We start from the raw sequence: 12,784 nt of genomic DNA on the forward strand, positions 1-12,784 counted from the left end.
CGCGGCCGGGCCGCGTGGCGTTCACGCGCCCTTCGACCGGCTCCGCTTCGCGCCGCCGCCCGCGCTGCCCGCACCGCCCATCGTGCGTGCCAGCAGCGGCCGCAGTTGCGCGAGCGTGCGCGTATTCAGCACGTCCTGCCGCGTCAGCCAGCCGCGCCGCGCCTGATCGACGCCGAACGCGAGATGGTCGAGCTCGTCCGCGCCGTACGCATCCGAACCGATCGCGACCGGCACGCCGGCCTTCGCGGCCTCGCGGCACCAGACGTCCGGCAGGTCGAAGCGCCGCGGCTGCGCATCGAGTTCGACGAAGCAGCCGCGCGCGGCGGCCTGCGCGAGCACGCGCGGCACGTCCAGTTCGCACGCGTCGCGCTCGCCGAGCACGCGGCCGGTCGGGTGCGCGAGAATCGTGAAATACGGATGCTCCATCGCACGCAGCATGCGATCGGTCTGCGCGCCGCGCGGCAGGTCGAAGCCGTCGCGTACCGCACCGACCACGAGATCGAGCCGGCCGAGCATCGCGTCGGGCACGTCCAGGCTGCCATCCTCGCGAATGCCGGCTTCCACGCCCTTGAGCAACACGAAATCGTCGAACGTCGCGTTGATGCGGTCGATCTCGTCGAGCTGCCGCGCGAGCCAGTCGAAACCGTTGCGATCGCCGCCGTCAGGCGGCACGCGGTCGGTGACGGCCAGGTAGGCGAGCCCGCGTGCACGCGCGGCGGCGGCCATCGCGCGCAGGCCGTCGCGCCCGGCCGACGCATCGGTATGCGCGTGCAGGTCGCCATGCAGATGCTTGCGCTCGATGAGCGCCGGCAGCGTCCCGGCGCGCGACGCATCGATCTCGCCGCGATCCTCGCGCAACTCGGGCGGCACCTCGAGCAGCCCGATGGCCGCGTAGACCGATGCCTCCGTCGCGCCGGCAATCCGCTCGTCGCCGCGAAACACGCCGTATTCGTTGATCTTCAGGCCGCCGGCCTGCGCGATCCGGCGCAGCGCGATGTTGTGCGCCTTCGACCCCGTGAAGTAGACGAGCGCCGCGCCGAACGCATCGGCATCGACGACGCGCAGGTCGACCTGCAAGCCGTTGGCCAGCATCACGCTCGACCGGGTCTTGCCGTGCGCGAGCACGCGCGCCACCTCGCCGTAACCGACGAACGCTTCGGTGACCGCGACCGGATCACGTGCGGTAACGAGGATGTCGAGATCGCCCACCGTCTCGCGGCGGCGGCGGAAACTGCCGGCCGGCACGGCCTTGCCGACACCGGCCACCGCACGCAGGCGTTCGAGCAACGGCATCAGTGCGTGCGCGGCATCGGGCAGCAGGAAGCGTTGCGGCTCGCGCTGCAGGCGATCGTCGATCGCTTCGAGCAGATGCGCTTCGGTTTTGGCGCCGAAGCCCGGCAGCTCGCGCACATGCCCGTTCTTCGCTTCCGCGCGCAGCTGTTCGAGCGAATCGACGTGCAGCGCGTCATGCAGCGCCTTCACGCGTTTCGCGCCGAGCCCGGGCACGTCGAGCAGCTCGACGATCGCGCCCGGCAGCGCATGACGCAAGGTTTGCTGCAGCTCGCAGGTGCCGGTCGCGGTGATCTCGCGCAGCTTCGACGCAAGATCGGCCCCGATCGACGGAATCTTCCCGAGATCGTCGCCGTTCGCGATCATCGTCGGGATGTCGCGACCGTAGTCGGCGATCGTCCGCGCGGCGTTGCGGTACGCACGTACGCGAAACGGATTGGCGCCTTGGATCTCGAGCATGTCGGCGATCTCGGCGAACACGGCCGCGCACTCGGCATTGTGGATCGGCATGATTGGCGTGGCTCCCTTCCACGTGGATGGCGCCGCGCGCGGGCGCGACGGCGTCTGCCCGCCCGGCGCCGCATGTCGACGCCGCCGGGCGCCCGTTGGTCATCCTGCGCCGGCCGCGCCGTACGTGCGGCGCGGTGGGAGCCGCAACGTCAGAGCGACGCGCGCGGCGTCGTGGCGTAGCGCCGCTCGTAGAGCGATTGGCAATGCGTGCAGCGTTCGGCGGTCGGGCGCGCCAGCAGGCGCTCGTAGCCGACCGAGCCGTCGCAGTCGATGCATTCGCCGTAACTGCCGTCGCGCATCCGCTGCTGGGCGCGGCCGATCGCGCGCAGTTCGGTCAGCTTCATGCCGATCAACGCATGATCAACGTCGACGAACAGGTCAGCGTTCGCCTCGTCGCCCTCGTCCGGCGCCGCGCCGGCAAGCTCCGCATAGGATTCGGACGCGCGCTGGTCTTCGCTGGTGCGAATCTCCGCCCGCAGCGTCTGCTCGCTCTCGTTCAGCCGCTGCTTGAGCGTCTGCCGTTGTTGTGGGTCGAGCGACATGGCCGTCTCTCCTGTGCCGGGTCCGCGCGAAAAGAGCGGCGCGCGGTATCGCGCGGGTGCGCGGCACGCGGGCATGCCCCGTGCCGTCGCATCCGGATGAGCGGCCGGACGCGCAAAACGCCGGACGCATGCGACGCAGGATAAACCCATTGAACACGCGTGTGTTGACCGGAATCAGCGTGCCGGTCATGCCGCGGCAAAGGAGGGGAAACTGGGGACGGACGAGGAATCCCAACCTGCCGCGCGCGCCGCGAAGCCGGCCGGCGCAACCGCAGCGCAGCAATTGCCGGCGCGGCCACGGCGCTGCTTCCGCGCGCCCGAACCGGCCTCACTGCGTCGGGACGATCGCTCGCGCGGCGCCGCTTCGATCATTCGTCATCCTCAGAACGCATTGCGCCCGATGAAGCCGCGCACCACCGTCAGCAGGATGATCTTGATGTCGAACCAGAAGCTCCAGTTCTGCATGTAGAACAGATCGAACTTCACGCGCGCCTCCATCGCCTCGACCTTGCGCGTTTCACCGCGATAGCCATTCACCTGGGCCCATCCGGTGATGCCGGGCCGCACGCGGTAGCGGTACATGTAGCAGTCGATCAGTTGCCGGTAGAAGTCGTCGTGTTCGATCGCGTGCGGACGCGGGCCGACCACCGACATCTGCCCGAACAGCACGTTGAAGAACTGCGGCAGCTCGTCGAGCGACGTGCGCCGCAGGAACGCGCCGACGCGCGTGATACGCGAATCGTTGCGCGACGCCTGCCGCACGACGCCCGGCTGCGCGCGATGCACGCGCATGGTCCGAAACTTGAGGATATCGAACTCGCGGCCGTCGACCCCCTTGCGGCGCTGCCTGAACAGCACGGGCCCCGGCGACGACAGCTTGACCGCGATCGCCAGCATCGTCAGCAGCGGCAGCAACGGAATCAGCACGCCGAACGCGAACAGCCGGTCGAACGCGAACTTGGCCCACAGCTCCGGCGCGGAACGCGGCGTGGTCGCGAGATTGATCGCCGGCATGCCGAGCACGTCGGTCGCGGAGCGATCGACGACCGCCATCTGCCGCACGTCGGGCAACAGCCGCAACTCGACGAACTCGTCGCGCAGCTCGCGCACGATGCGCTGGATTCGCCACTCGTGCGACATCGGCAGCGTGAGCCAGACCTCGTCGATGTCGCCGCCGCGAATCAGTTCGCGCAACGCGTTCCAGTCGCCGATCACCGGCACGCCGCCGATGCCGCCCGCGGCGGCCTGGGCATCGTCGTCGAATACGCATGCGGCGACGAACGGGCCATTCGGCGCCAGTTGCATCCGCTCGATCGCCACGCGCCCGTACGCCGTTGCCCCGACGACGGCGACGCGGCGCTGCCGCGCCTGCGGGTCGCCGCGCGTCAGCGCGAGCGCCAGCAGCGCCGCGCGCCCGAGCAGCAGCGCCGCGTCGCCGGCCAGCACCGTGCGCACGATCCAGCGGGTCGTCACCGTCCCGCTGCGATTCATGATCCACATCGTGCCGGCCACCGTCAGCACGCTCGCGCAAACGACCGCCACCAGCGTGTGCGTCAGCACGTGCGCGCCACCCTGCACCGCCACGCCGCCGCGCACGGTGCGCAGGTAACGCGGCAGCAGCGCCACCGTCAGCACGCACAGCAGCGCGATCGCACCGCGCTGTGCGTCGGACAGCGCATGCCAGCCGAGACCCGACGCCGCCTGCGCGACGAGCGCGCCGGCCAGCACGAGCACGACGTCGGCCGCCGCGATCGCGGCACGCCGCATCGAATTCGTTCCACCGGACATCGACTGCATCGTCACGCACCGTGTGCGGGGAATCCGCGGTGCCCTTCCGGCATGCGCGGGCGAACCGTCGCCGGCATCGCATTCCCGCGCGTGCCGAGCAACCGCCGATAGTCCGCGCGAATCAGGTCGTAGCATTCGCAGGCGTGATGTTCGAGGCCGTCGCGGTCGAGCACCGTGATGCGGCCGCGGCGCTGCCGGATCAGCCCGGCTTCCTGCAGGTTCCCGGCCGCTTCCGTCACGCCCTCGCGCCGCACGCCGAGCATGTTCGCGATCGTCTGCTGCGTGACCGCCAGCTCGTCGCCGTCGATCCGGTCGTGCGCGAGCAGCAGCCAGCGGCTGAGCTGCTCGCTGACCGAGTGGTGCCGGTTGCACAGCGCGCTGCGCGAGATCTGCGCCATCGTCGCCTGGCAGGTGTTGAGCAGCAGCCGATAGGTCTGCGGCGACCGCTCGAATTCGGCGCGCATCACGCAACTCGGCACGCGATAAGCCATCCCGCCGATCCGCACCTCGACCCGGTTCGACGCCGCGATCCCGCCGACCAGCGTCCCCAGCCCGACCACACCCTCGCGGCCGACCACCGCCACCTCGACCATCGCACCGTCCTCCATCAGGTGCTGGACCGACATCATCGCCGTCGTCGGAAAATGCAGATGACGCATCGGCTCGCCGACCCGGTCGAGCATCCCGGCCTTGATCCTGACCAGTTCGAGATGCGGTGCGATGGTGCGGATGCTGTCCTCCGGGAGGGCAGCAAGAATGGCATTCGCCGAATAGCTCGAGTGAAGATGAAGCATGTCTGTATCCCTTTTATCGTCCGCGCCGCCTGCAACCGCATGCACGGAATTCGTTATCGCGATGCGCGCCAGGACATTGACAGCGGTTGCGGCCCACAACCCTGAATCCGACTGGCCATCGGTTTGTCATTGCCCGATTGAGTCGACTGTCCCGTTCTCTACACGCCAGCCCGAATAAGCGATTTACGTGCCAATAGCCGCCCGTCCTTAATATATGAATCACATCCGATTTAGCGCCCCCGAATAACCGGCCCCAAAAGCGAAAAAACGTCTCATTTCCGGACACTCCTCCATCCGCTGGACACAGCGCGCATTCGACTGATCAATTCCCGCGTATCGGATCAGGGCTGCTACGCGGCGGCCACGACGCTTATCGTTCAAATACTTACGGCCGATTTTCAATTGTTTCCGTGATGTGCAGCGCAGCATTTACCGGCGCCACAGCGCCTCACACGCTCGTTTCAAACTGTCTCAAAATTGAATCGGCATACTCATTCGGCATTCTGTCCGCTACCGCACATATCACCCACAAGCCTTTGATTCAAATGAAAAATCAGGCGATCCCCATTTATTTGTCAAATAATGTTCAATGCCTTTCCGACACTTTCGCTGTACGATGCGCACGTCGTTCGATTGATTCCCTATCGACATCGAATGACAAGCAAGCACACGATTCCATTTCAGGATGATTAATTCTGGCGAAATGAATTCTTAAATCGGCATAACGTTTGCGCTCAATCGCAACCGTCAAACTTTGTAAAATTACAGAATGCGGAATTGGACGATTTCAATTGCGTGCTAGCCTTTTTCGCGAGTATCGTCATTCCGTTTTTGATCCACAAAAGTCCGCACGATCGTGCGAAATTCCGTTCCGGGATTCGCCGAAACGACGCGCGACCGCCAACCTGCGAGGATGCGCCCGTGACTCACCAGGCCGCCGACGCCGTCGCGCATGCGAACGGCATGATCGAGCTTTCCCACAGCTTCGACGCCAACCGGTTTCTCGCGGCCATCGACCGCGACGAACTCCTCACACTGACGCCCCACCTGCAACTCGTTCACCTGAAATCCGGGCAAGTGCTCTGCGAACCCGGCGAAATGCTCGCCGCGGTCTACCTGCCGGTCACGACCGCGATTTCGCTGCAGTACGTGTCGTCCGGCGGCATGACGCTGGAAGTCGCGGAGATCGGCAGCGAAAGCGTGGTCTGCGACGACGTGATCGGCGGCAGCGGCCGGATGCCGTGCCGTGCGCTCGCGTGCCGCGACGGCTTCGTCTACCGACTCGACCGGCGTGTGTTCGCCGCCGCGTTCGATGCGTCGCCGGTGATCCGCCACCTCGTGTTCGTCTGCGTGCGGCTGCTGATGGCGCAGGTGTCGCAGATCACGTTCTGCAGCCGTCATCACGTGCTCAAACATCAGTTATGCAGATGGTTCCTGCTGGCGTTCGACCGCACGCGCAGCATCGAGATCCAGGTGACGCACAGCATGCTCGCGCAAATGCTCGGCGTACGGCGCGAAACGGTCACGGACGCCGCCGGTGAAATCCAGAAGCTCGGCCTGATTCGCCAATACCGCAGCTCGATCGAGCTCGCGGACCTCGACGGCCTCGAAAAAATGTCGTGCGGCTGCCGCGCGATCGTGCGCGACGAGATGAAGCGCATCCTGTCGGCCGACTCGGGCGTGCCGGCCGCGTCGCGTGCGTGATCGGCGCACCGGCCGGGACGGCGCTTCAGCGCCGCCCGCGTGCCGGGTCAGCCGTTTGTAGGGTGGCGAACAGAACGTCGTGTCTGCCAATGGTCTACTGATGCCGGACTGCCGGGGGGATGTCAGCGCTGATCGCGCGTCTGCCCGAGCGGACGACACCACGCACGCCGGAGCAGCACGTGAAAAACGAAATCAGAACCATCCTGAAGCACGTCGCCCACCTCGAAGCCGCGATCGATTCGATCGGTGACGGGGACGACCTCTACGAAGCGGGCCTCTCCTCGCTCGATACGATCCAGCTGATGCTCGCGATCGAAAAGCAGTTCAACATCGAGATTCCCGACGAGATGCTGAACCGCAACCTGTTCCGCAGCATCGACGCGCTCGCGGACACGATCGCCACGCTGCAACGCACCGAGCACTCCGCATGAGCGCGCTGCTTCCCGAACTCGCGTCCGACAGCGATTCGCATCGGCTCGACGAGGCCGCGCATGCCGTCGCGCAGATCGCCGCCCAGCATGCCGATGCGGTCGATCGCGACGCGCGCTGCCCCGTCGAGGCGATCGAGGCGATGCGCGCGCGCCGCCTGCTCGGCGCAATGGTGCCGACCCATCTCGGCGGCGCTGGCGCGTCGCTGGAAGACATCGCGTCGGCCTGCTCGATCCTCGGCCAGGCCTGCGCGTCGTCGGCGATGGTGTTCGCGATGCACCAGATCCAGGTCGCCTGCATCGTCGACCACGCCGCCGACCAGGGCTGGCACCGACTGTTCCTGCAACAGCTCGTGCGCCACCAATGGCTGCTCGCATCGGCCACGTCGGAAGACGGCGTCGGCGGCAACCTGCGTGCGAGCCAGTGCGCACTCGAGATCGACGGCGGTGGATTCCGGCTGCGCAAATCCGCGCCGACGATCTCGTACGGCGACTACGCCGACGGCATTCTCGCCACCGCGCGACGCGATGCGGATGCGCCGGCTTCCGAGCAGGTGCTCGTCACGCTGCTGCGCGACGGCTATACGCTCACGCGCCGCGGCGAATGGGACACGCTCGGCATGCGGGGCACGTGCAGCAACGGCTTCGTGCTGGACGCGCAGGGCGCCGCCGTGCAATGCCTGCCGGTGCCGTTCGCGAAGATCGCCGAGGAAACGATGGTGCCGGTCTCGCACATCCTGTGGGCCGCGGTGTGGATCGGCGTGGCCGGCGACGCGTTTCATCGCGCGCACCAGTTCTTCCGCGCACAGGCGCGCCAGACCGACGGCGCGCCGTCGCCCGCCGCGCGGCGCATCGCCGAATCGCTCGCGCTGATGCAAGCGATGCAGGCCCGCGTCGACAACGTGCTGCGCCTCCACGCGAACGCGTCGGCCCGCTCGTGGTCGGCCGGCATGGCCTGGGCCGCAGAGATCAATACGCTGAAGACCTACGTGTCGGCGACCGCGCTCGAAGTCGCGCAGCAGGCGATGATGATCTGTGGGATGGCCGGCTACAAGCAAGGCACGCCGTTCAGCATCGGCCGCCACATTCGCGACCTGCACGCGGCGCCGCTGATGATCAGCAACGACCGCATTGCCGCCAACACTGCGAGCCTGTTGCTCGCGCTGCGTCCTGCGACGCTGGAGAAACATACGTGAACGATCGCCTCGCCGTGCCCTCCGCCGCCTCCGTTCCCGCCGACGCACCGCTCGACCGCGCGGGCGTCAATCCGCTGCGCGACGCGCTGATCGATGCGGGCCTGCTGGTTTCGACCGGTATCCAGGGCCTGTTCGGTCGCAGCGAACGATTCGAGCGCGTGGTCGAGGCGCTCGACGCGTTCGTCACACGCATCGGCGCCGACCAGCAGGCCGAAGTGCTGCGCTTTCCGCCGGCGATGAGCCGCATGGAGTTCGAGCGCAGCGAATACATGAAGAGCTTCCCGCAACTGGCGGGCAGCGTGCATGCGTTCTGCGGCGACGAGCGCCAGCATCAGCGCGTGCTGCAATGCCTCGATCGCGGCGACGACTGGACCGAGAACCAGAAGCCGACCTACGTCGTGATGACGCCGGCCGCGTGCTACCCCGTCTATCCCGTCGTCGCCCGGGCGGGCGCGCTGCCGGCCGACGGCCGCATCGTCGACGTGTTCTCGTACTGCTTCCGTCACGAACCGTCGCTCGACCCGACCCGCATGCAGTTGTTCCGGATGCGCGAGTACGTGCGGATCGGCACGCCCGAGCAGATCGTCTCGTTCCGCGAGACGTGGATCGAACGCGGCACGCGGATGATCGAGTCGCTGGGCCTGCCGAATGCGATCGATCTCGCGAACGACCCGTTCTTCGGGCGCGGCGGCAAGATCGTCGCGGACAGCCAGCGCGAGCAGAACCTGAAGTTCGAGCTGCTGATCCCGATCGAGCACGACAATCGCCAGACCGCGTGCCTGAGCTTCAACTACCACATGGACCATTTCGGGCTGCTGTGGGACATCCGCACCGCGACGGGCGACGTCGCGCACACGGGCTGCGTCGGCTTCGGCCTCGAGCGGCTCACGCTCGCGCTGTTCCGTCATCACGGCTTCGACATCGACGCATGGCCGCAAGCAGTCCGCGACGTGCTGTGGGGCACGCGATGAGGTTCGTTTCCCGCGACGGCGAAGACGCGTCGTTCGAGAGCGTGCGCCATCGCGCGCGCCACTACCGGCCGCACCCGCTGCACAGTCAGGAGATGGTCTGGAAACAGACCAACTGCTACGTCGACATGTGGCTCGAGGTGCTCCGGTGGTGGGGCCTCAATCCGTACGCAGCGCTGCCGTTTACGATCGCGCTCGATTTCGAGGGCGACCAGTTCACGTTCTTCAAGTTTCCGCACGACGAGCTGGAGCGGCTCTACGGGATCGTCGTGCAGGAACATTCGATCTACGAGCCGCTCGACCAGCACATCGAGACGCAGGTCGCACGCGGCCACCTGATGATCGTCGAGGTCGATGCGTGGTTCCTGCCCGATACGCGCGGCAGCAGCTACCGCACCCAGCACACGAAGACGACGATCGGCATCGACGCGATCGACCGCGCGAAGCACCAGATCGGCTACTTCCACAACAGCGGCTACTACGTCGCCGAGGATTTCGACTACAACGGGCTCGTCGGCAGCAGTTCGCCGATGACGCTGCCGCCGTACGTCGAATGCGCGAAGCGACGCTTTGCGCCGCTCGACGAGCGCGCGCTGTGCGAAGCGTCGATCGCCGCGTTGCAGCGCCACCTGCGGCGTCTGCCGGTCGTCGATCCGATCGCGGCGTTCCGTCGGCAGTTGCAGGCCGACGCGCCCATCCTCGCGGAGGCGCCGCTCGAGCGCTTCCATGCGTATTCGTTCAATTCGGTGCGTCAGCTCGGCGCGAATTTCGAACTGTTCGGCCACTATGCGCGCTGGCTGCAGGCGAGCGGCTGCACCGGCCCGTTCGCCGAGATCCGCGCCGCGTGCGATCGCATCGCGTCGGAAGCGATGGTGCTCGAATTCCGGCTCGCGCGCGCGTGCGCACGCGGCAAGGAAGAGCGTGGCGATTCGACGCTCGAAGCGATCGAGACCGCGTACGGCGACCTCGTCGCGTGCGCGCGGCAGATCGGTGCGCCGCTGCGGCACGTGACGCCCGTGCGCTACGACACGGAGCCCGTGTCGGCCATGCGGTGACGCGCGCGCGCCCCCTGCCCGCGTGGTCGATGCTGGCGACGGCCGCGGGCGCCGTGCGGGACCCGCGCGACCTCCCTGCCGACCACGGCGGCTGGATTGCGGCGCCCGTGCCCGGCACGGTCGCACAGGCGCTCGCGCTGGCCGGCCGGCTCGACGAAGCCGCGTCGCTCGACGAGCGCGACCACTGGTACCGCCTCGAGCTGCGCGGGCGCGGGCCGCGCATCCTGCGCTTTCACGGCCTCGCGACGCTCGCGCAGGCCTGGCTCGACGACACGCCGATCCTCCATTCCGACAGCATGTTCGTCGCGCACGACGTGCCCGTGTCGCTCGACGGCACGCACCGGCTGACGATCTGTTTCCGCGCACTCGCGCCGCACCTGCGCGACGCACGCGCACCGCGCCGGGCGCGCTGGCGCACACGGCTGGCCGAGCCGGCCGGGCTGCGCACGATCCGCACGTCGCTGTTCGGGCACATGCCGGGCTGGTTTCCGCCGTACGTGCCGACCGGCCCGTGGCGGCCCGTCGACGTGCTCGATCCGGCCGACGGGCACGTTCTCACCGATTACAAACTGCAGGCACGCGTCGAAGGCGACACGGGCTGGCTCGATGCGGAACTGACGTTCGCCGCGCCGCTGCCCGACACGTTCGCGGCGCGGCTGTCGTGCGGCGAACATCACGCGACGCTCGAACGGGCTGGCGCCGACCGGCTGCGCACGAGCGTCGCGATCCCCAACGTGCGCCGCTGGTGGCCGCATACGCACGGCGAACCGGCGCTCTACGAGATCGCGCTGCATATCGGCGCTACGCGCCGGCCGCTCGGCTCGACGGGTTTTCGCACGATCGAGATCGATCCCGGCGCCGACGGCAAGGGGTTCGGACTGCGCATCAACGGCGTGCCCGTGTTCGCGCGCGGCGCATGCTGGAGCAGCGCCGCGCCGCTCGCGCTGCACGCGGACGACGCGACCTACGGCCACCTGCTCGGGCTCGCCCGCGACGCCGGTTTCAACATGATCCGCGTCGGCGGCACGATGACCTACGAGGCCGACGCGTTCCACGCGGCCTGCGACCGGCTCGGGCTGCTGGTCTGGCAGGACTTCGGTTTCGCGAACTTCGACTACGCGCTCGACGATCCCGCGTTCGCGGTCAACGTCGATCGCGAGGCGAGCCAGTTCCTCTCGCGCTGCGGCGCCTCGCCGTCGCTCGCGGTGCTGTGCGGCGGCAGCGAGATCGCGCAGCAAGCCGCGATGTCGGGGCTCGGGCCGAAGCAGCGCTTCCTCGAGTTGACGGCCGACCGGCTGGCCGGCCACACGGCCGCACACCGCCCCGATGTCCCCTACGTACCCGATTCGCCCGACGGCGGCGTGCTGCCGTTCACGCCGCGCGAGCGCGTGTCGCACTACTACGGCGTCGGCGCGTACCTGCGTCCGCTCGACGACGCGCGCCGCGCGGACGTGCGCTTCGCGAGCGAATGCCTCGCGTTCGCGAACGTGCCGTGCGACGCGACGCTCGCCGAACTCGGCTGGCCCGGCGTGCACGAGCCGCGCTGGAAGGCGGCCGTGCCGCGCGACCCCGGCACGTCGTGGGATTTCGACGATATCCGCGACCACTATCTGCAGACGCTCTACGACGTCGCGCCCGACCGGCTGCGGCGCGAGGACCCGGCGCGCTATGTCGAGCTGTCGCGGGCAGTGATCGCGGACGTGATGCGCGAGACGTTTTCCGAATGGCGCCGCGCCGGCTCGCGTTGCGCCGGCGCGCTCGTGTGGCAGTTCCAGGACGTGATGCCGGGCGCCGGATGGGGCGTGATCGACGCCGCGCACCGGCCGAAATCGGCCTGGTATGCGCTGCGCCAGGTGCTGCAGCCGATCCAGGTGCTGCTCGTCGACGAAGGGCTGAACGGGCTCGACGTGCACGTCGTCAACGAGCGCCCGGCGCCGCTGTCGGCGGCGATCGAGCTGGTCGCGCTGCGCGACGGCCGCACGCCGGTCGCGCGGGCCGGCTGCCCGGTGCGGATCGCCGCGTACGACACGGTGCGGCTCGGCTCGGCCGAGTTGCTCGGCCGCTTCTTCGACTGGACCTACGCGTACCGTTTCGGCCCTTGCGAACACGATACGGTCGTCGCGACCTTGCGCGCCGACGACGGCACGCTGCTGTCGCAGGCGTTCCATTTCCCGTCCCGCACGCATCCGGCCGTGCTGGCGCGCCGCGAACCGGGGATCGAGGCATGCGTGTCGCGCACCGGCGAGACCTGGCACGTCGACATCGACACCCGGCACGTCGCCCGCCACGTGCAGATCGACGCGCCGGGTTTCATGCCCGGCGACGACTGGTTCCATCTCGCGCCCGGCACGCCGGCGCGCATCGCGCTGATTCCATTGCGAATCGACGGGAAGCCCGCGGCGGCTGACGACAACGCGCCGCCCGCGGTGGAAATCCGTGCCGTGAACGCGTCACGCGCGGTGCGGGCCACGCAGGCCGGCTAACGCGACGCTCGCGGCGACCGCGAGCG

At 68.2% G+C, this 12,784-nt stretch carries 10 protein-coding genes; 6 read left to right on the top strand and 4 right to left on the bottom strand.

What is annotated here, in order from left to right:
* Window positions 1-21: 21 nt before the first annotated feature.
* From polX to BLS50_RS19480, 4 genes are all read right to left on the bottom strand, one after another.
* Window positions 22-1,800: a DNA polymerase/3'-5' exonuclease PolX gene (gene polX, locus BLS50_RS19465; protein WP_074803553.1), complete on the bottom strand. Its 1,779-nt coding sequence runs from the start codon at window positions 1,798-1,800 to the stop codon at window positions 22-24.
* A 149-nt stretch (window positions 1,801-1,949) separates the two neighbouring features.
* Window positions 1,950-2,342: a TraR/DksA family transcriptional regulator gene (locus tag BLS50_RS19470; RefSeq protein ID WP_011547854.1), complete on the bottom strand. Its 393-nt coding sequence runs from the start codon at window positions 2,340-2,342 to the stop codon at window positions 1,950-1,952.
* A gap of 381 nt (window positions 2,343-2,723) precedes the next feature.
* A complete protein-coding gene (locus BLS50_RS19475) occupies window positions 2,724-4,130 on the bottom strand; it encodes an undecaprenyl-phosphate glucose phosphotransferase (RefSeq protein ID WP_074806529.1) in 1,407 nt (468 codons plus the stop codon).
* An 11-nt stretch (window positions 4,131-4,141) separates the two neighbouring features.
* Window positions 4,142-4,924, bottom strand: coding sequence for a Crp/Fnr family transcriptional regulator (locus BLS50_RS19480; protein WP_027805863.1), 783 nt, complete (start codon window positions 4,922-4,924; stop codon window positions 4,142-4,144).
* Window positions 4,925-5,845: 921 nt separating this feature from the next.
* On the opposite strand from BLS50_RS19480, the gene BLS50_RS19485 reads away from it, so the two are divergent.
* From BLS50_RS19485 to BLS50_RS19510, 6 genes are all read left to right on the top strand, one after another.
* Window positions 5,846-6,628 (top strand): Crp/Fnr family transcriptional regulator, encoded by a 783-nt coding sequence (locus tag BLS50_RS19485; protein WP_011547857.1) that lies wholly within the window; start codon window positions 5,846-5,848, stop codon window positions 6,626-6,628.
* A 179-nt stretch (window positions 6,629-6,807) separates the two neighbouring features.
* Window positions 6,808-7,059: an acyl carrier protein gene (locus tag BLS50_RS19490; protein ID WP_006490451.1), complete on the top strand. Its 252-nt coding sequence runs from the start codon at window positions 6,808-6,810 to the stop codon at window positions 7,057-7,059.
* Window positions 7,056-8,252, top strand: a complete 1,197-nt coding sequence (locus tag BLS50_RS19495; RefSeq protein WP_074803555.1) for an acyl-CoA dehydrogenase family protein — start codon at window positions 7,056-7,058, stop codon at window positions 8,250-8,252. Before BLS50_RS19490 ends, BLS50_RS19495 begins: the two co-directional genes overlap by 4 nt.
* Window positions 8,249-9,223 carry an amino acid--[acyl-carrier-protein] ligase gene (locus BLS50_RS19500; RefSeq protein ID WP_074803557.1) on the top strand — a complete coding sequence of 325 codons (975 nt, stop codon included), beginning with the start codon at window positions 8,249-8,251 and terminating at the stop codon, window positions 9,221-9,223. Before BLS50_RS19495 ends, BLS50_RS19500 begins: the two co-directional genes overlap by 4 nt.
* Window positions 9,220-10,275 (top strand): DUF1839 family protein, encoded by a 1,056-nt coding sequence (locus BLS50_RS19505; RefSeq protein WP_074806532.1) that lies wholly within the window; start codon window positions 9,220-9,222, stop codon window positions 10,273-10,275. The genes BLS50_RS19500 and BLS50_RS19505 overlap by 4 nt, the downstream gene beginning before the upstream one ends.
* A gap of 29 nt (window positions 10,276-10,304) precedes the next feature.
* Window positions 10,305-12,758 (top strand): glycoside hydrolase family 2 protein, encoded by a 2,454-nt coding sequence (locus BLS50_RS19510; RefSeq protein WP_256334096.1) that lies wholly within the window; start codon window positions 10,305-10,307, stop codon window positions 12,756-12,758.
* The last annotated feature ends 26 nt before the right edge of the window (window positions 12,759-12,784 follow it).

Origin of the sequence: Burkholderia orbicola, from assembly GCF_900100915.1 — a bacterium.
In the GTDB taxonomy this organism is placed as follows: Bacteria; Pseudomonadota; Gammaproteobacteria; order Burkholderiales; family Burkholderiaceae; genus Burkholderia; species Burkholderia orbicola.